Source organism: Haliea salexigens DSM 19537 (assembly GCF_000423125.1).
GTDB lineage: Bacteria > Pseudomonadota > Gammaproteobacteria > Pseudomonadales > Halieaceae > Haliea > Haliea salexigens.
Window position 1 is genome coordinate 31,625 of record NZ_AUHJ01000005.1, and the last position, 19,504, is coordinate 51,128.

Annotated in this window: 12 protein-coding genes; 5 read left to right on the plus strand and 7 right to left on the minus strand. The window is 62.9% G+C overall.

Annotated elements, in window-relative coordinates; genetic code table 11:
- Positions 1-32: 32 nt before the first annotated feature.
- On the minus strand, positions 33-3,794 hold the full coding sequence (gene putA / locus G533_RS0107115) for a bifunctional proline dehydrogenase/L-glutamate gamma-semialdehyde dehydrogenase PutA (protein ID WP_027949354.1): 3,762 nt from the start codon (positions 3,792-3,794) through the stop codon (positions 33-35).
- Positions 3,795-3,961: 167 nt separating this feature from the next.
- Between putA and G533_RS0107120 the strand changes: the two genes are divergently transcribed.
- Positions 3,962-4,417, plus strand: coding sequence for an Lrp/AsnC ligand binding domain-containing protein (locus G533_RS0107120; RefSeq protein WP_240472393.1), 456 nt, complete (start codon positions 3,962-3,964; stop codon positions 4,415-4,417).
- On the opposite strand, the gene G533_RS0107125 is transcribed toward G533_RS0107120, so the two are convergent.
- A complete protein-coding gene (locus G533_RS0107125; RefSeq protein WP_027949356.1) occupies positions 4,409-4,900 on the minus strand; it encodes an asparaginase domain-containing protein in 492 nt (163 codons plus the stop codon). The two genes, G533_RS0107120 and G533_RS0107125, sit on opposite strands and share 9 nt — an antisense overlap.
- A 49-nt stretch (positions 4,901-4,949) precedes the next feature.
- On the minus strand, positions 4,950-6,476 hold the full coding sequence (pap, locus tag G533_RS0107130; protein ID WP_084638857.1) for a polyphosphate:AMP phosphotransferase: 1,527 nt from the start codon (positions 6,474-6,476) through the stop codon (positions 4,950-4,952).
- A gap of 88 nt (positions 6,477-6,564) precedes the next feature.
- Between pap and G533_RS0107135 the strand changes: the two genes are divergently transcribed.
- The 3 genes from G533_RS0107135 to G533_RS0107145 are packed head-to-tail and all read left to right on the plus strand — an operon-like array spanning position 6,565 to position 12,697.
- Positions 6,565-7,161, plus strand: a complete 597-nt coding sequence (locus G533_RS0107135) for a class I SAM-dependent methyltransferase (RefSeq protein WP_338035394.1) — start codon at positions 6,565-6,567, stop codon at positions 7,159-7,161.
- Between the two features lie 17 nt (positions 7,162-7,178).
- A complete protein-coding gene (locus G533_RS0107140; RefSeq protein WP_051230078.1) occupies positions 7,179-8,930 on the plus strand; it encodes an autotransporter assembly complex protein TamA in 1,752 nt (583 codons plus the stop codon).
- Positions 8,927-12,697: a translocation/assembly module TamB domain-containing protein gene (locus tag G533_RS0107145; RefSeq protein WP_027949360.1), complete on the plus strand. Its 3,771-nt coding sequence runs from the start codon at positions 8,927-8,929 to the stop codon at positions 12,695-12,697. The genes G533_RS0107140 and G533_RS0107145 overlap by 4 nt, the downstream gene beginning before the upstream one ends.
- 3 nt (positions 12,698-12,700) lie before the next feature.
- On the opposite strand, the gene G533_RS0107150 is transcribed toward G533_RS0107145, so the two are convergent.
- On the minus strand, positions 12,701-13,339 hold the full coding sequence (locus G533_RS0107150; protein ID WP_027949361.1) for a YiaD family glycine zipper/OmpA-like lipoprotein: 639 nt from the start codon (positions 13,337-13,339) through the stop codon (positions 12,701-12,703).
- Positions 13,340-13,456: 117 nt separating this feature from the next.
- Here G533_RS0107150 and G533_RS21000 point away from each other — a divergent pair, with 117 nt between their 5' ends.
- Positions 13,457-14,521 (plus strand): metal-dependent hydrolase, encoded by a 1,065-nt coding sequence (locus G533_RS21000; RefSeq protein ID WP_084638859.1) that lies wholly within the window; start codon positions 13,457-13,459, stop codon positions 14,519-14,521.
- Here G533_RS21000 and G533_RS0107160 read toward each other — a convergent pair.
- The 3 genes from G533_RS0107160 to G533_RS0107170 all read right to left on the minus strand — a co-directional run bounded on the left by G533_RS0107160 (position 14,489) and on the right by G533_RS0107170 (position 19,332).
- The gene (locus tag G533_RS0107160; RefSeq protein ID WP_027949362.1) at positions 14,489-15,667 is read right to left on the minus strand and encodes a pyridoxal-phosphate-dependent aminotransferase family protein; all 1,179 of its coding nucleotides are present in this window, start codon (positions 15,665-15,667) and stop codon (positions 14,489-14,491) included. The genes G533_RS21000 and G533_RS0107160 overlap by 33 nt on opposite strands.
- A gap of 17 nt (positions 15,668-15,684) precedes the next feature.
- Positions 15,685-18,300 (minus strand): pyruvate, phosphate dikinase, encoded by a 2,616-nt coding sequence (gene ppdK, locus G533_RS0107165; protein WP_027949363.1) that lies wholly within the window; start codon positions 18,298-18,300, stop codon positions 15,685-15,687.
- 144 nt (positions 18,301-18,444) lie between these two features.
- Positions 18,445-19,332 (minus strand): LLM class flavin-dependent oxidoreductase, encoded by an 888-nt coding sequence (locus G533_RS0107170; protein ID WP_027949364.1) that lies wholly within the window; start codon positions 19,330-19,332, stop codon positions 18,445-18,447.
- Positions 19,333-19,504: the final 172 nt, after the last annotated feature.

Here is a 19,504-nt window from a genome sequence, read left to right on the forward strand (position 1 = left end):
GCGAGTGCTTCGCAGCCGGCGCTTGCGTTCGCTCAGCTGGCCATGGTCATGAGTGACGCATTGCCGCCCGCGGCCGTGGTGTCAATACTCACCGATTTCTCCCACAACGTTTGCTTGAGCAGGGTTTCAGGCGCCACACAGCTGATCAGCGGCAGTACCGGCCCTTCACGTGTTGCCAGTGCCCGCGCCGCAGCCCGCAGATAGCGGCTGCGCGCGTGTACCATCGCGCCGTGGATGCCGTCTTGCTTGAGCAGGGTGTCTGCACTCTCCAGTGGCAGCAGCTGGAACAGCCCCGCGGGCAGGCCAGCGGCATGCAGGCTGGCCAGGAGTGCCTGCCATTCATCCACCAGCTCAGGCGCGGCCATACCGATAACCCCGTTGCCTGTGGCCAGGGCCGAGATGATCGCCATCAGGTACTCGCCCTGATGTTCCCGGGTGTCCAGCAGCAGCAGCAGGGTGCCGCGTGGCTCGTGCTGCAACTGATTGGACTCTCCGGTCGGCCCGGGCAGCTGTTGTGGTGATGCCAGCAGGGTAGCCGCGTTGTGCAGTTGTTCCCGCGCGGCGCCCAGCGTGTTTTCAAGGATGGCCGGGTTGTCATCGGGGCGGCTTGCATAGGATGCCAGGAAGCGTCGCAACACCGATACCCGATCACTGACCGGACGGCGCGCCCAGCCCGGGGTGGCCTTGCACGCAGCGACAAGCGCGTCAGCCGTTGCCGGGGGTTCGCTACCTGCGTTCGGCAGCGCCAGTTGGCCCGCGGCGTTTTCTGCTTCTTCGCCGGTGGTCACCAGCCGCGACAGGTATTGCGGGCCGCCGGCTTTTGGCCCGGTGCCGGACAGTCCGCGCCCGCCGAAGGGCTGTACGCCTACAATGGCGCCGATCATGTTGCGGTTGACGTAGATGTTGCCCGCCTGCACACGCTCAGCCGCGCGTTGGCAGGCCTCCTCAATCCGGCTATGAATGCCAAAAGTGAGGCCGAAACCGGTCGCGTTGATCTGTGCTATCACGTCGTCAAATGCCTCCGCACGATAGCGGATCACATGCACAATGGGGCCGAATACCTCGCGTTCCAGCAGTGATACATTGCTGATCTCATAGAGGTGGGGCGGAAAAAACGTGGCTGCATGCCCCGCCGGGCGCTCGCCGGCGTAAAGCAGGCGCCCGGTCGCCTCCAGGTAGCGCACGTGGTCGGCAAGTGCCTGCTGCGCACGTTCATCAATCACCGGTCCGATGTCGGTTGCGAACTCAGCGGGGTCCCCCAGACGTAACTCCTGCATGGCGCCGATGATCATGTCGATCACTTTGTCGGCAATGTCCTCTTGCAGGAACAGCACGCGCAGGGCGGAGCAGCGCTGCCCCGCACTCTGGAAGCCGGATGTCACCACATCGCGCACCACCTGCTCGGGCAGTGCGGTGGAGTCGACGATCATGCAGTTCTGGCCGCCGGTTTCGGCAATCAGGGGGACCGGAGCGTCGCTGCGCTCGGCCAACTTGCGCGCGAGCCAGTTGCCCGTTGTGGTGGAACCCGTGAACATGACAGTTTTTACTCGCAGATCGGGGATCAGCTGCTCCCCTACGGCGCGCCCTTCGGCGACCAGTAAGGCGATGGCACCCTCGGGAAAACCACACGCCGCCATCAAATCCACGGTGCGCTGGGCAATCAGGCTGGTTTGCTCTGCGGGCTTGGCAACTACCGTGTTGCCCGCTGCCAGCGCCGCACTGACCTGGCCGATGAAAATCGCCAGGGGGAAATTCCAGGGGCTGATGCAAAGCACCACGCCGCGCGGCTGCAAGCCGTGCTCGGCAAAGCGGGCCTCCACGGCGCGTGCGGCGTAGTAACGCAGGAAATCCACGGCTTCGCGCACTTCCGCGACACCATCGCGCAGTGTTTTACCCGCTTCCTTGCAGCACAGTGCGATCAGCTCGTCGCGGTGGGTCTCCAGGGCATCTGCCAGCCGCTGCAGGCACTGTGCGCGTTCATTCACGGGCAGCGCGGACCACTGGGGAAACCCCGCGTGGGCGAGCGCCAGCGCGGACTCGATGGTAGCGGCATCGGCCAGTTTGATGTGGCCGATCAACTCACTGCGGCGTGCGGGGTTGCGCACTTCGCTCACGCCACCGGTACCGACGGCCGCGATGGGCAACGAGGCCTCCCAGGCCTGCATGTTTCTGCGTATCGCCTGCAGGGTGGGGCGGTCATGCAGGTCCACCCCCTGTGCATTGCGGCGTTCCTCCCCATACAGATCGGGTGGCAGGGGAATCAACGGGTTGCGTTTCTGCTTCCAGCCGCGGGCGGCCTCAACGGGGTCTTCCAGCAGGCTTGCCACCGGAATGTCCTCATCCACGATATTGTTGACGAAGGAGCTGTTGGCGCCGTTTTCCAGCAGCCGGCGCACCAGATAGGCGAGCAGGTCGGCGTGTACACCGACCGGCGCGTACACCCGGCAGGGCACTTTTTCGGCATCGACAATCTGGTTGTAGAGTGTTTCGCCCATGCCGTGTAAACGCTGGAATTCATAACCGCTGCGGTCGCTGTCCATCTCCAGGATAGTGGCGGCGGTGTAGGCGTTGTGTGTGGCAAACTGCGGGTAGAGGCTGTCGCGATAGGCGAGCAAGCGCGCCGCGCAGGCCTGGTAGGAGACGTCGGTAGCGGCTTTGCGCGTGAACACCGGATAATCCTCCAGCCCTTCCACCTGTGCCAGCTTGATTTCCGTGTCCCAGTAGGCGCCCTTGACCAGGCGTACCATCAAGCGCCGCTGGCAGCGCAGGGAAAGTTCGCGCAGCCAGTCGATCACCAACAGGCTGCGCTTCTGGTAAGCCTGCACGGCAACTCCGAATCCCTGCCAATCGCCCAGCTCCGAGTCGCTGGCTACGGCCTCAATCACGTCCAGGGATAGCATCAACCGGTCCGCTTCTTCAGCGTCCACGGTGAAGCCGATGTCGAAGGATTTCGCCGCCAGTGCCAGCGCTTTCAGGCGTGGCACCAGCTCCGTCATAACCCGTTCGCGCTGGGCGAATTCGTAGCGGGGGTGGATGGCAGACAGCTTTACCGAGATGCCGGGGCTGTGCTCCGGGCCGCGGCCGTTGGCAGCTCGGCCGATGGCCTCGATCGCGTTGCGGTAGCTGTCGTAGTAGCGCTGGGCATCGGCTGCGGTGCGGGCCGCTTCGCCCAACATGTCGTAGGAGTAGCGATAGCCCCGGCGTTCCGCCTCCCGCGCGCGCTCCAGCGCCTTGTCTATGGTGGTGCCCATCACAAACTGGGTGCCCATGATCTGCATGGCATAGCGCACGGAGGCGCGGATAACCGGCTCCCCCAGGCGACCCATGGTTTTCTTCAACAGGCCGAATTGGCGCGGGTTGTCTTCGTCGTTGTAGTTCACCACCTTGCCAGTCAATAGCAGGCCCCAGGCAGAGGCGTTGACGAACAGTGACTCGCTGTTGCCGAGGTGGGAGCTCCAGTCACCATCGGCGAGTTTGTCGCGTATCAACCTGTCCATGGTGAGGTGGTCCGGTACGCGCAGGAGTGCCTCGGCGAGGCACATCAGCACCACGCCTTCTTCCGTCGATAGCGCAAACTCCTGTAGCAACGCATCCACGCCCCCTTTGCCCACCTGCGCTTCGCGAATATTCACCACCAGCTGCCGCGCCCGCTCCCAGGCGCGGCTGCGAGCGGCCTGGCTCAGGGTGGCGACAGGCAGCAATTGTTCCAGTACCCGCGCCTCATCGTCGCGGTGGGTGGCTTCCATGGCCTGGCGCAGCGCGTCAGTGGAATCGAGTCGGCAGTCGTGCAGCATGAGGCGGGCTCTCGGGCAGGTTGAAAGTGAGAATTGTAGTCAGTGAGCGGCAGAATGAGCTGTTTTTTTTCCACGTACTCTTGAATAATATTCTTCTGATTTATAAAATTATAGCATATTGTGTGGTGTTTAGAGGCTTTGAGGGGAGGATTTGGATGGTTTATACCTTGGATAAGACAGATCTACGCATTCTCGCGTTTCTGCAAAGCGAGGGGCGCCTGTCCAATGTGGAGTTGGCCCGGCGGGTGAATCTCAGCCCCAGCCCCTGCCTTGAGCGGGTGCGTCGGTTGGAGAGTACGGGTTTTATAGAGGGTTACAGCGCTCGCCTCGACGCCGCGGCGCTGGGGTTCGGTACCAGCGCCTTCATTCAGGTAACACTGGATCGCACAACGGCGGAGGTGTTTGATCGCTTTCGGGACGCCGTAATCCTGATTCATGAGGTGGCGGAGTGCCATATGGTGGCAGGCGGTTTTGATTACTTACTGAAACTGAGGCTGACCAGCATGGATGCCTATCGCGCCGTGCTGGCGCGTATCGTGGACCTGCCTGGTGTCGCACAGACGCATACCTATGTCGTCATTGAAGCGATCAAGCAGGATGCCGGATTGCCCCTCTTACGCTGAGGTGACTGCTTCAAAGCGGTTTGCCGCAACGTTTTTAACGACGTTGTCCGCATCGAATACTTCACCGTTCATGGCAATGTACACGCCGGGCGGCTTGCCCTGCAGTGCCCCGATGGCGCAGCCGATATTGAAGATGGCGTCGGATTGCGCGAATGCCGCCGGCTGCAACGCACCGGTGAGCACGATGCACTTGCCGGGGATGTCCTGCAGCGCGCGTGCCGTGGCGACCATGCCGTCGGTGCCGTGGGTGATCAGAACACACTGTTCGGGGCACTGGATTGCGGCGCGACGGATCAGATCCCGATCCGCGTCTGTCATGTCCAGGCTATCCTTGCGCATGGCCGATTCCACGCTGTAGTCGAACCGGGCTCCCATGCGCTGCAGTAATTCACCGATAACCGGCTCGCCCACCTGGTAGTCACTTTTGGCATCGAAGTAGATCTTGTCGATGGTGCCACCGGTGGTGATGATATGCAGTTTCATGGGTTTGCGTCTCTCGGCCGTGAACGGTGGGGCAGTATAGCGCCGGGGCTTACGGCTGGGTACCGAGTGCCTGTTCCAGCCGGTCACAGAGGGCTCGCAGGATCTGCACGCGGGCATAACGCTTGTCGTTGGCCGCAACCAGTATCCAGGGTGCGTTCGGGGTGGATGTCAGCGCGAGCATGTCCAGCACGGCGCGCTCATAGTCCTCCCAGCGTTCGCGATTGCGCCAGTCATCCTCGGTAATCTTGTGCTGTTTGTGTGGAGTGGTTTCTCGCTGTCGAAACCGGTGCAGCTGTTCCTCCGGCGAAATATGCAGCCAGAACTTGAGAAGCACGCCGCCATGCCCGGCAATCTGCGCCTCGAAATCATTGATTTCCTCGTAGGCTCGCTGCCATTCTTCGGTGCTCGCAAACCCCTCCACACGCTCGACCAGCACGCGTCCGTACCAGGAGCGGTCAAACAACATGGTGCGACCGCGCCGTTCCAGCGCGCGCCAGTAGCGCCACAGATAATGCTGGGCGCGCTCTTCGTCCGAGGGCGCGCTGCTTTGCACGACGCGATAGAGGCGGGGGTCCATGGCTGCTGTAACCCGGCGAATAGCGGAGCCCTTGCCCGCTGCATCCCAGCCTTCGAAAACCGCCACTAGAGAGCGTTGCGCCTCGTGTGCACGCCAAGCGAGTGCCTGCAGGCGCTGCTGTTGTTCCACCAGTGAACGACGATAGGTGGACTTGGAGAGCCGCAAGTCGCTGGGTACCGCTGCCAGTGCCGGTGTTGTCGTCGCATGCGCGGGGGGCGGGCAGGGCATGCTGCTTGCTCCGTTGCCGCCACGGGCTACCGCGGCTCGCTCCGTCATCATGCGCAGAAGCGTTGCGCCGGCGTCCAGGTCGCGCTGGCGCGGGTCCGCTGCCGTAATCAAGTGCCAGGGCGCCGTCGCGGAACTGCTCTCTGCAAGCACCTGATCGGCTGCGCCCTGGGCGGCCGCGGGGTCCTCAGCCCATTGTGCTGCCGCAGCCGGCAGGTGTTGCAGGCGTATTCGGTCTGCGGCGAGCCGTTTTTGCTGGGTGTCGCGATCCACATGCAGCCACAGTTTCACGAGCAGGGTGCCATCGTTGTGCAGCATGTGCTCAAAGCGCTGTATAGTCGCCAGCCTCTCACGCTGCTCCGGGGCGGTGAGCTTTCCCGCCGCGCTGTCGTGCAAGAGGCGGGTGTACCACGAGCCGAGAAAAATGGTGGTACGGCCCTTCCGCGGCATGTGACGCCAGAAACGCCAGAAATAAGGCCGATCCTCTTCTTCGTCCGAATGCCTCCACTGGGCACTGGTGTCAACGAACCTCGGGTCCAGCCACTCGTTCAGCCGGTGCACCAGTTCGCTCTTGCCGGCGCCCGGCAAGCCGCCAATCACGATGATCATGGGATAGTCGCGCTTTCCCAGGTCCAGTTGCGCCTGTAACAAGGCGCTCCGGAGTGCTGTTTCCCGCGCCTTCATGTCGGCGCGGGCTGGCTTGATGAAACTCGAGGAGTGTTCACGGGGTCTACCTCGGTACGGTGCAGTCGAATTCGCTTGTTGTTGGTGCATAGGCTAGTGGAACATAGGCCGGTATAATCATACGCAATTCATGGAGATTAGCAGAATGGGATTTTACGAACGGAGGATCCTGCCTCACGTGATCAATTGTGCTTGTGCCAGCAAGCCGATCATGCGCCAACGCGAGAAGGTTGTGCCACTTGCGCGTGGCGAGGTGCTGGAGATAGGTATTGGTACCGGGCTCAATTTGCCCTATTACGACCCGGCGAGGGTCACGCGGCTGATTGGCCTTGATCCTTCGGAAAAGTCCTGGGAGCTTGCCGGCAAGCGCGCGGCGGCCTTGCCCTTTACCGTGGAGTTTGTCGGGCTGCCGGGCGAAGCCATTCCACTGGCGGATGAGAGTGTAGACACGGTTGTTGTGACCTTTGCGCTTTGTACCATTCCTGACCCGGTAGCGGCATTACACGGCATGGCTCGCGTGTTGCGGCCGGGGGGGGAATTACTGTTTGCTGAGCACGGGCTCGCACCGGATGCCGGTGTGCAGCGTTGGCAGAATCGGGTCAACGGGTTCTGGGCCGCCGTAGCCGGGGGTTGCAATCTCAACCGCGATATTCCTGGCCTACTCGCTGCAGGCGGCTTTGAGGTAAGTGAGCTGCAGACACAGTATCTCCCGGGTACGCCACGCATTGCCGGTTATAATTTCTGGGGCCGTGCCCATCGCGCAGCCAGCGCCTGATCCGGGTAAAGCCCGCTGTGCTGCGACATGCTCGCTTTCTGCTGCTGTGCTGTTGCGTCCTGCCCTGGTCTACCGTCAGGGCAGACGCCCTGCTCGAATACCGCCTGGAGGGTCTCGACAAAGCACAGCGCGCCAATGTTGAAGCCTGGTTGGGCGCTCTGCCTGAAAGCGAAGCCGCGCGCAGCAATTTCCTCTCCTCGGCCAGGGAGCGTGTGGCGGATAGCTTGAAGGCGCTGGGCTATTACCGTGCCGATGTCGACCTCACAGTAGACAGAGCCACAAGCCCCTGGGAGCTGCTGATCGTTGTTACGCCCGGCCCGCCGGTCACGGTGGAAGAGCTTGATATTCAGGTAACGGGCGCCGCGCAGGACGACCCGGCGTTCCAGCGCCTCCTGGCTGATCCGGGCCTTGCCGTGGGTGACACACTGCACCACGGACACTATGAGTCACTGCGCAATTCGCTGTTGCAGTTGGGGCAGCGCAGAGGATACTTTGATGCCCGATTGCTGCAGCGTTCGGTGGCAGTGGAGCCTGCCGCGAACACTGCGCGGGTGCAGCTGCACTACGCCAGCGGTGACCGCTATCGGGTGGGGGAGTTGCGTTATGCCGAGGATATCGTCTCCCCGGAGCTGCTGCAGTCGCTCAGTCACTTCAAATCGGGAGCGCCCTACGACGTTGGCGCGTTGCAGACACTGCAGGCGGAGCTGCAACGCACGGGCTACTTTTCCGGAGTCACCCTGCGCCCGCTGCTGGAGCAGCGTGCTGATGGCAACGTACCGCTGCAGCTGGAGCTGTTTCCCGCCAAACGGCATACGGTGGATGTGGGTATAGGGTACAGCACTGATACCGAGGAGCGCGTATCGGCCACCTGGAAAACACCGCGTATCAACCGCCACGGGCACAGTCAGGAAACCCGCTTCGAATATTCCCGCATAAACCCGAGTGGGCAATTCACGTACAACATCCCGCTGACCCACCCGCTGGAGGACATGTTGCAGTTTTCGCTGCGCGTGGAACAGAATGAGTTCGGTGATCTGGACAGCAACCAGCATGAAGCGCAGGTGCGCCGGGAACGACGCTATGGCAGATGGGTGCTGAGCTATCACCTGCGAGCACTGAATGAGCGCTGGGATGCGGCGACCGTGCAGGGCGACGAAGACTATCTTTTGCCAGGTTTCACGGTTTCGCACAAGTCGCGAGAGGGGTCGCCGGTCAACCCCGACCGCGGTTTCAGCCAGTTCTATGAGGTGGAAGCCACCTCGAGTCAGCTCGGTTCCAGTATCGATATGACCCGGCTCTACGCCAATTGGGTGCATGTCATGCCACTCGGCGAACGGGGCCGCCTGGTCAGTCGTGCCGAGGCCGGTGCGGCGCTCATTGGGGAGGGGCAGCGGGACGACCTGGCACCGTCGCTGAGCTTTTTCGCCGGTGGCTCACAGAGCCTGCGCGGCTACGGGTATCAATCCATTGGCAATACGGTCCCCGTCATGTTGCGCAATGGAAGCGAGGTTGACTACGTGCTCGGGGCCGATCGCCTGGCACTGGCCAGCCTCGAGTACCAGTACCGGTTCCTGCCGGACTGGCGTGCCGCCGTGTTCGTGGACGGGGGTGACGCCTTCGATGAGGGTGAGTTCGAGGCGGTGATCGGCGCGGGCTTCGGGCTGCATTATCTGACCCCCGTGGGCGCCCTCAAGCTGGAAATCGCCAACAGCGTCAGCGAGGACAACCCGGACTGGCGTTTCCACATCAATATCGGAGCTGAGTTTTGAAGAAGCTGGCGGCTGTATTGAGCGCTGTCCTGCTGATGCTCGTCATCGCGGTGCTGCTGCTGCCGTTCAGTGCCAGCGGCACACGGTTTCTGGTGACCCTTATCCCGGCGAGCTCGCCGCTGCAGGTGACCTATGCAGGAGGGCGCCTGGCCGGTGAATTAGAGCTGGCGAATCTGCGTTTGACACTCGATGGACTGAAGGTCGAACTTGCGGGTGTGCACACAGAGCTTCGTCCCGCCTGCCTGTGGCAGAGTCTATTCTGTTTTACCAGGCTGGATATTGATCGTCTGGATGTGGTTGTGGAGCAAGACGATACGACCGATGAAGCGGCTACCGAAGCACCCTCCACCGAACCAGTGCAGCTCCCGGTGCGCTTGCGAGCACCCGGCGTGCGTATAGCGCAAACCCGCGTGCGCTGGCCCGGAGGTGTGTGGCAACAGGCCGCTTCCGAGCTGGATATTGAACTGACCCCGGAGGGGGTGTACCTGGGGTCGGCAATCCTGCGCAACGCCGAACTCGCCCTTGAGACAGCAGCGCCCTCAGCGCCTGCAGGAGAGCCCTCAGCGTCTGGAAAAGAGCCCTCAGCGTCTGGAAAAGAGCCCTCAGCGCCGGCAGGAGAGCCCTCAGCGCGGGTAGCCCTCAAGCTGCCCGAGCTGCGATTGCCGCTTACGCTGGCCGTCGATGCGCTGACGCTGGAGCAGCCGCGCCTGCGGCTGGGCGATGAGATCACACAGTTCGAAGCCGTACGTGCCGCCGCCCGCTGGCGTGGAGAACAGCTCGAGATCGAAACCCTGGAGCTGGTCCAGGCGGAGCTCGGTCGGCTTGCCGCCAGCGGCCACGTCAACATGACGGGCGACTGGCCCCTGCAGCTGGCCTTGCGCGCCGATCTTACCTGGGCGGAGCTGCCCCCTCAGTTCAGCGCACGAACGCTACAGCTCGACCTGTCCGGCGATGTGGGTGACCTGCAGCTTGAGCTGCTCTCACCCGGGCAGCCGCGCCTGGCGCTTTCCGGTGCAGTCGACCTGCTTGCACCTGAGCTGCCTTTCAAACTCTCGGCTGTGCTCAATGGGGAGGAGCCACTGGGGCTTGCAGAGGTTGAGGGGGTCCCAGCAGCGTTCGCCGAAGCTGCGGTGGCGTGGCCGCTGGAACTGACTGCCACGGGTAGTCTTGAGGCCCAGGCGCTCACGCTGCGGGCGCAGCTGCATGAGCTGGGCTACGAGTCCCTGGATATCATGCTGTCAGCACGTCACACCCCCGGTAGCCTTGAGGTCGACAAGCTGCAGCTTGACGGGGCGAGTGCCGGCAACCTCTCTGCCTCAGGTGTGCTGGACTACGGCGAGGCAATCGCCTGGCGGGCCGTTGTGGAGACGCCCGGCCTGCAGATGCCGCGCTGGAGCGATTACCTGTTCGGCTCACTGTCGGGCGGTTTCGCAACGAGCGGTCAGCTAGAGGCGCAGAACTGGCGGGTCGTACTTGATGATGTTGACTTGTCGGGCGACATCAATGGGCTTCCGGCGCTGGTTGAGGGGGGGCTCACACTGGATTCCGCTACGCTGGTGCACAGCGGTGCGCTGCGCGCACAGGTGAATGGCGGAGAGATCGATATCACCGCAGACGAGGGTACCGCCGGTGAGGTTCATGCTGAGCTGGGTATAGCCGACTTGAGTCGCTGGTCACGTGACGCGGGTGGCAGTGTGCTGTTAAACGCCGACTGGTCGCAGGCGAGCAATCGTCTGGCGCTGCGGGGGAGCGTGCAGGGTGTTTACTGGAACAGCCTCCGCGCAGACCGCGGTGTGCTGGAGGGCAGCATGGATCTGGGCGAGAACCTGGGCGCGAGCCTGCGCGGTGAGGGCCAGTTGCGCCTGGACCAGATGGAATTGGCCGGCGTGGCACTGGAGGGTTTAGGGCTCAAGTTAACAGGTGGACCCGAGTCCGCAGAGCTTGGCCTGAGCATTACGGGTGACATCACCGGTAAGCTTGAGGTTGCGGCGACTGCCGTTGACGACGGTTGGCAATTGACGGTGCCGCCGACCGAGTTCGCAACGCCCCTCGGCCCGCTGTCACTGGGTATGCCGATTGAGGCGCGTGTGACACAAGCCGGCGGCAGCGTCAGCGCGCACTGCTGGTTGTTACCGGAGAGCGAGTTGTGCCTGGCTGACATTGCGCTGGGCGCCACGGGCGGCTTAACCGGCCAACTGACCGGCGACCTGGCACTGGTGGACGCAGTATTGCCGCAGCAAGTTGAGGCCCGTGGGCCGCTGCAGGCAGAGGTCTCGATTGCCTGGTCTCCGGATGCCGCGCTGCAGGCCGAGGCGCAGCTGACCAGCCCGGGGGGCGCAATTACGCAATTCCACCCCGAGGGTGAGTCTGCCTCGTTCACTTGGGAATCCCTTGCTGTCACTGTCGAGCAGGGCGCTGATGGCCTGGCCCTGGAAGCCGGGTTGCAACAGGACGGCCGCCAGCGTCTTGCCCTCAATGTGGCACTGCCATCACGGCGCGACGGTGCCCTGCAGGGCCTGTTTGCCGTTGACGCCTTGCAGGTTGCGGCCTTGCGACCTTTTCTGCCGCAGTTGACGCGCATCGATGGTGAACTGAGCGGGCGCATCGAACTGTCAGGTAACCTGCAGAATCCACAGGGGCAGGGCGAGCTGCGGTGGCGCAACGGCCTGGTGCGGCTGGAGGCCAACCCCACCGAGGTTGACGATATCGATGTGCGTATCGCCCTTGATGGCACCACGGCAACGCTGGCGGGCGCTGCGATGGTGGGTGGTGGGCAACTGGCGTTGAGCGGCGATGCCCAGTTCGGTGCCGAGCCAGCACTGCGCCTGGATATCAAAGGCGACAACCACCGCTTGCTGTACCCGCCGAGCACACAACTGGAAGTGTCGCCAGACTTGCGTTTGCGCATTACGCCTGCCGGTATTCACGTGCGTGGCGAGGTGCGGGTGCACGAGGGGCTGCTCGCTTACGAGGAGTTGCCGCCAGGTAGTGTTACCCTTTCTGATGATGTGGTGGAGGTCGACTTTGCCGGTAATCCACTCGATGCGCACAACCCCTTCGGTCTCGATGCCGATTTGCGGCTGCGCATTGAGGACCGCTTCCGGATACGCGGCAAGGACCTGAACCTCACCGTAGGTGGCGACCTCAATCTGCGTCAGGCACCGGAGCGACCCCTGCAGCTGTTTGGCAATCTCAACATCATCGGCGGGGAGTTTCGCGCCTATGGTCAGCGCCTGTTAGTGCGTCAGGGGCGAATTGCCTTCAGCGGTGCCCCCGAAAACCCCGAGCTGAATCTGCGCGCGGAGCGTGAAATACCGGCGGAGGACGTGCGTGCCGGGGTTACGGTCACCGGCACTCTGGAGCAGCCGGAACTGACTGTGTATGCGGAACCCTCCATGTCGCAAACCGAGGCGCTGTCGTATTTGTTGCGCGGGCGAGGGCTGGACTCCGGCGCGGGTGCGGACGGCACCGCCATGGCCCTGTCGCTGGGTACCAGCCTGGTGAACCGCAGTGCCCTGGTGGAGGAACTGAACAAGTTGCCGGGTTTGCGCAATGTGGAGTTCGGCACAGACGGCTCCGAAGACGACACAGCGGCGACCGTCAGCGGGTATATCGGTGAGCGGATTTACCTGTCCTACGGTGTGGGATTGTATGAGCCGATCAACGTACTCACGGCGCGCCTCTATCTGCAAGCGCGCCTGTGGCTGGAGGTGGTCAGTCGGCTGGAGAGCTCGGTAGACCTCTATTACAGCTTTGACATCGACTGATCGTCAGGCCTTTGGCAGGATCATCAGCTCTACCCGGCGGTTCTGACTGCGTCCCTGCTCGGTGTTGTTGTCAGCGATCGGCTGATCGTAGCCCACGCCTTGCACCAGCATCCGCGAGCGCTCCACGGCGCGGGTTGCCAGATAGTCGGCGACACTGCCAGCGCGCCGCTCGGACAGGGTCTGGTTCAGGGCCCGCCCGCCGGTGTTGTCCGTGTGTCCGGTGATACGAAGGGTGGTGTCGGCATACTTCGCCAGTACCTGGCCGACGGAATTGAGCGCCGGGTAGAAGTCACCGCGCAGGTTGTAGGAGTTGGTTTCAAACGTGATGCTGCCGGGCATGATGAGGCGTATATTGTCGCCTTCCCGGGCCACCTGCACACCGGTCCCCTGCAATTGTTCGCGCAGTTTGGCTTCCTGTACATCCATGTAGGCGCCGACGCCAGCACCGACGATGCCGCAGCCCAGGGCCGCGTTGCGCGCGTGTTTCCCTGAGTCGATGGCACCCACCAGCGCGCAGACGGCGGCCGCGCCGGCACCATAGGTGGCAGCCTTGCTGGCCTGCTGTTGCCCTGTGTAGGGATTGGTCGTACAGGCGCTCAGCAACACGCTGGCGGTGATGGCGGTAACAAAATTCAGGCGCATGGGGTAATCTCCTCGTCCACTCGGGGCATTGCAGCGTAAACACGCTAGGTCCGACCTGCAAGGCCGGTAAAAGTTGCAGTGCGGTCCGGTTGCTTACGCAGTTTGAAGAGGAACAGAATGGATCCCTTAACCCAGGGCGCCTTGGGCGCTGCGCTTCCGCAAGCGGTCGCCAACCGGCGCCAGATCGTCACCGCCGGACTGCTGGGGTTCCTGTCGGGCATGGCGCCGGATCTGGATGTGCTGATTCGCTCTGCCGAAGACCCTCTCCTGTTTCTGGAGTATCACCGCCAGTTCACGCATTCGCTATTCTTCATTCCGCTTGGCGGCCTCATTTGCGCGCTGGTTCTACACCGGCTGATTGGTCGCCGTGGGGGGCTGTCACCCGGGCAAAGCTACCTGTTCTGCGTGCTGGGCTATGCGACCCACGGCCTGTTGGACGCCTGCACCACCTATGGCACCCTTTTGCTGTGGCCTTTCAGTGACCAGCGCTTCGCGTGGAATACCATTTCCATCATCGACCCGCTTTTTACCCTGCCAGTGCTGGTGCTTATCGCTTACGCGGCGCTGCGTCGCCGGCCCGCGCTGGCGCGTGTGGCACTGGTCTGGGTACTGGTCTACCAGGGCCTTGGCGTTTGGCAGCGCGAGCAGGCCGAGGCGCACGGCTGGAAGCTCGCAGAGTCGCGGGGCCATGTGCCGCTGCGTCTGGAAGCCAAGCCCAGCTTCGCCAATATTCTGGTGTGGAAGATTGTGTACGAGACAGACAGTCATTTCCATGTGGATGCGGTGCGCACCTGGCCATCGGTCGTTGACTACCCCGGGGGCAGCATCGCACGTCTCGACGTGGCCCGTGACCTGCCGTGGTTGCAGGACGACTCCCAGCAGCGCGCGGATGTCGAGCGTTTTCGCTGGTTCAGCAACGGCTACGTAGCGCTGGACCCGGCAGTGCCCGGGCGTATCATTGATGTGCGCTATTCCATGTTGCCCAACGAGATCAACTCGCTGTGGAGTATTGAAGTACGACCGCAAGCCACGGCCGATGACCACGTGAGCTACCGTATGCATCGCAGTGGTGGCCGCGAGCAGGCGAGTGAGTTGTGGCGCATGCTGCTCGGTGAAACGGCATCCGCCGCCCCCACCGAGCGCGGTGGGTCAGGCCTGGAGTACGGCGTCGGCGGCGACTAGCGCGGCACCCGTATCGGTCGCAAGGCCCTGTTGTTGCAGGGCCGTCGACAGGGCGGTCAGGCACAGAATGACGTTGCTGCGGTTGCAGGCCTGGCCCATCAGGCCGATGCGCCAGGTCTTCCCGGCAAGGGCGCCGAGGCCGGCACCGATCTCCAGGTTGAAATCCTGCAACAACGTCTGCCGCAGGCGGGTATCGTCGATGCCCTCGGGAATACGCACCGCGTTCAGCTGCGGCAGCCGATGTTCGGCTGCAACCGCCATCTCCAGGCCCAGGGCGCCGAGACCGGCGACGAGCGCCTGGTGGTGCAGCCGGTGCCGCGCGTGCGCCGCCTCCAGGCCTTCTTCCCGGAGCATCAGCAGGGCTTCATGCAGGGCGTAGAGCAAATTGATGGGCGCCGTATGGTGATAGGCGCGTTTACTGCTGCCGCCCCAATAGCCCATAACCAGCTGCATATCGAGAAACCAGCTCTGTACCTTGTGGCTGCGGTTCTGAATGCGCTCCACCGCACGCGGGCTGAAGGTCACGGGCGACAGGCCGGGTATGCAAGACAGGCACTTCTGGGTGCCGGAGTACACGGCATCGGCGCCCCAGGCATCGACCTGCAGTTCAATACCGCCGAGGCCGGTGACGGAATCGACAATGCTCAGTGCGCCGTGTTTCCGCGCCAGGGCACAGAGTGCGGCAACATCACTGCGCGCGCCCGTAGATGTCTCGGCGTGCACGAAAGCCAACAGCGAGGCTTCCGGGTGGGCGGAAAACGCGGCTGCAACCTTGTCTAGGCTGACGGGCTGTCCCCAGTCGTCCTCGACCATGATCGCGGTCGCCCCGCAGCGCTCGACGTTTTCCTGCATGCGGCCGCCAAAAACGCCGTTGCGGCAGACGATGACCGTATCACCGGGCGACACCAGGTTGACGAAACAGGCCTCCATGCCCGCGGAGCCGGGTGCCGAAATCGGCAGTGTCAGCGCGTTGTCGGTTTGAAAGGCGTACTGCAGCAGGCCTTTCACATCGTCCATCAGGTTGACGAAAAGCGGGTCGAGGTGGCCTATCGTGGGCCTGCCCAGGGCGCCCAGTACACGCGGCGACACGTCGGACGGGCCGGGGCCCATTAAAACCCGGTGGGGCGGAAAGAAACTTTGGGTCATGGTGGATTTACTCCTTATCAGCCGCGCCGACTTTCGGTTTCGCGGCGCACCTTGGCCTGGGCGGCGGCAATGCGCGCCACGGGTACACGGAAGGGGCTGCAGGATACGTAGTCCAGCCCCAGGTCGTGGAAAAACTGTATGGAGCGTGGATCGCCGCCGTGCTCGCCACAAATGCCGTACTTGATACCGGGCTTGCGCGCGCGACTTTCCTGCACCGCCAGTTCCAGCAGGCGCCCCACGGCGCGCTGGTCAAGCGAGACAAAGGGGTCGCTCTCCACCAGCTTTTTCTCCAGGTACATGGGCAGGAACTTACCCACGTCATCGCGGGAGAAGCCGTAGGTCATCTGGGTGAGGTCGTTGGTGCCGAAACTCATGAATTCCACTTCCGGCGCCAACCGGTCAGCACCGAGGGTTGCCCGTGGCGTTTCCATCATGGTGCCGATCTTATAGGGCACGGACACGTGTTTTTCCTTCATTACCGCCTGAATACCGCGGTCAATGATTTCGCTGATGAGGCGAATCTCGCGCACGTTGACCACCAGCGGAATCATGATTTCCGGCAGTGGCTTGAGCCCCTCTTCAATGGCCCGCACGGCGGCGCTGATGATCGCCTTGACCTGCATTTCGGTAATTTCCGGATACACGATGGACAGCCGGCAACCGCGGAACCCGAGCATCGGATTCACTTCCTTGAGGCTCTCGGTCATCTCGCGAATTTTCTCCACGGGCTTGCCGATGCGCTCTGCCAGTGCCTGCATATCGGCCTCATCGTGCGGCAGGAACTCGTGCAGCGGTGGATCCAGCAGGCGCACGGTCACCGGCAGGCCATCCATGACCCGGAACAGGGCCAGCATGTCCTCTTCCTGGTAAGTCAGCAGGCGCTGCAGGTAGCGCTGCCGCTCTTCCTTGTTTTCAGCGAGGATCATGCCGCGCATCTGGTCAATGCGTTCTGCGTCGAAGAACATGTGCTCGGTGCGGCACAAGCCGATGCCTTCGGCGCCCAATTCGCGTGCCTTGGCGGCATCCTCTGGCGTTTCGGCATTGGCGCGCACCTTCAGGCGACGGTGCTGATCGGCCCAGGAGAGCAGGATCTGGAAGTCCTCGCTACTGCTCGCTTCGGTTTTCGGCACGTCGCCCAACATCACCTCGCCAGCCGTACCGTCGAGGGTGATGACATCGCCGCGGCGCATGACAACACCGTCGGCTGTTGTTGCCGTGCCTTGCGCATAGTTGATACTCAAGCCGCCGCAGCCGGTGATGGCACAAACCCCCATGCCTCGCGCAACCACCGCGGCGTGCGAGGTCATGCCACCTAATTCGGTGAGAATACCCGCGGCGACCTTCATGCCGTGGATATCTTCCGGCGTGGTTTCCCGGCGCACCAGAATCACGCTGGCACCTGTAGCCGCGACCTCAACCGCTTCCTCGGCAGAGAACACCACGCTGCCGGTGGCGCCGCCGGGGCTGGCGGGCAGGCCGGTGGCGACAATATCCGTTTTCTGCGCCGGGTCGACCATCGGGTGCAGGAAAGACTCGACGTGTTCGGGTGACACCCGCATCAGGGCCTCACTCTCCGAAATCAGCCCTTCGCGCACCATGTCCACCGCAATCTTCACCGACGCCCGCCCGGTGCGCTTGCCGCTGCGCGTCTGCAGCATGAACAGCTTGCCTTCCTGCACGGTGAACTCCAGGTCCTGCATGTCGCGATAGTGCTTCTCGAGCAGGGCCTGAGTCATGAACAGCTCGTCATAGACGTCCGGAAGCCTGTCTTGCAGGGCGGACACCGGCAGCGGCGTGCGAATGCCGGCCACAACGTCTTCGCCGGCCGCGTTGAACAGGAACTCGCCAAAAAAGTCGTGATCACCGTTGGAGGGATTGCGTGTGAACGCCACACCGGAGCCGGAGGTGTCACCGAAGTTGCCGAACACCATGGCCTGCACGTTAACGGCCGTGCCCAGTGTTTCGGGAATGTTGTTCATTTCCCGGTACACGTAAGCGCGCGGGGTATGCCAGGACAGGAATACCGCTTCCACGGCAAGCTTCAACTGGACAAACGGGTCTTCCGGGAAGTCCACCAGCGTTTTGTAGATACGGATGATTTCCTGCCAGTCTTCGGCGCTCATGTCGACGTCGTTGGGTTTGCCGTGGGCGGCCTTGTATTGCTCGATTTCGTGCTCGAAGCGTTCGCCATCGGCCTCCAGAACCACATCGGCGAACATCTGGATGAAGCGCCGGTAGCAGTCATAGGCAAAGCGCGGGTTGCCGGTTTTCCGCGCCAGGCCTTCAGCAATTTCGTCGTTCAGTCCCAGGTTGAGAATGGTGTTCATCATGCCGGGCATGGACACTGGGGCCCCGGAACGCACCGAGAAAAGCAGGGGGTTTTCCGGGTCGCCAAAGCGCGCGCCCATCTTCTTCTCTACCAGGTCGAGGGCGACCCGGTATTCCTGCTCCAGCAGCGGCGGTAGCTTGTTGCCGGACTCGAAGTACTCGCGGCAGGTGGGGGTGGTAATAATGAAACCGTAGGGTACCGGCAGGCCCAGTGAGGTCATTTCACAGAGGTTGGCGCCCTTGCCGCCGAGCAGGTCTCGGTCATCCTTGCTGCCTTCATTGAACAGGTATACGCGCTTGGCCATGGGCCCTCCGGCTTGTTAAGGGAGTTGCTGTCTGAATTCGCGCGCGAGTATAGCGGAAAAGGGGGAGGGCGTCCCGGGCGGGAAAGCGCCGGGCAGGTCAGCCCCGGCGCAGGTAAATACCGGGGCAGGCCAGCACCGTGCGGGTCAGCCGCGGCGCAGCAGCAGGTCTCCGAGGCGGTCTACCTCAGCCAGATCGGCCGTGGCGGGCACCAGGAAAAGCTCCTCGCAGCCGGCCGCCTGTGCATTGTCGAGCGCTTCAAGGACCGCATCCTCGGAACTGCGATGCACCGATTCGGCCATCATAGTGGCAATTTCCGGACCCGCGATGGCCAGGTATTCATACACATAGTCGTACAGCCGCTGCGCGCCATTGTCCGCCAGTGAGCACCAGAACCCGCCCAGTCGATAGGGTTTACTGTCGCGCCCGGCGGCTTCCCAGGCGTTGTCGGCCATCTGGAAGGCGTTGGCCAGTTCGCCTTGTTCGCCATTGCCGGACCAGGCGTAGAGGCCATCGGCCCATTGCGCACAGCGGGCGATGCTTTTCGGTCCCAGGGCGCCGGCGAGCAGCTTCGGGCCGCCGGCCTGTGTGGGCGCGGGGCCAATCACGCCGCCGCCGGGGATGACTTCCTGCTGGTTCCATACCTGGCGCAGCGTTTCGACCTGGGTGTCCATGCGGCCATAGCGGCCCTTGAACGGCGCTTCGAGTGCCGCGTAGTCCTTGTCCCTGCCGCCGTAGCCGACACACACGTGCTGTACCCGCCCGCCGGAGAGAATATCCAGGCTGGCGACTTCCTTGGCCACTTGCACAGCGCTGTGCATGGGCAGCACGTAGAGCGTGGGGGTGATCATGACTTTGCTGGTGCAGGCGGCCGCAGCCGCCAGCAACACACGCATGTCAAAGGTCGGGCCATGCACGCGCTCGCCGCAGGAAATACTGTGAAAGGGGCCAGCGTCGACGCGCTGGAACCATTGCAGGTAGTCGTCGCGGGTCAACCCGGCTTTCATGTACGGCAGACAGATTCCAACTTTCATTTTTGTGGTGCCTCGGAATTTAAAAGGGGCATTATGACGCAGACCCGGCAACCCGTGCCCGCCCGGGTGTACACCTATGTGAACCAGCGCGCTTGAGCAGTGGTCCGCAGCGGATGAAGCGGGCACAGGAACATGGGCAGACACCCCCTTAACTGGCCAGTGCGTTTATGCT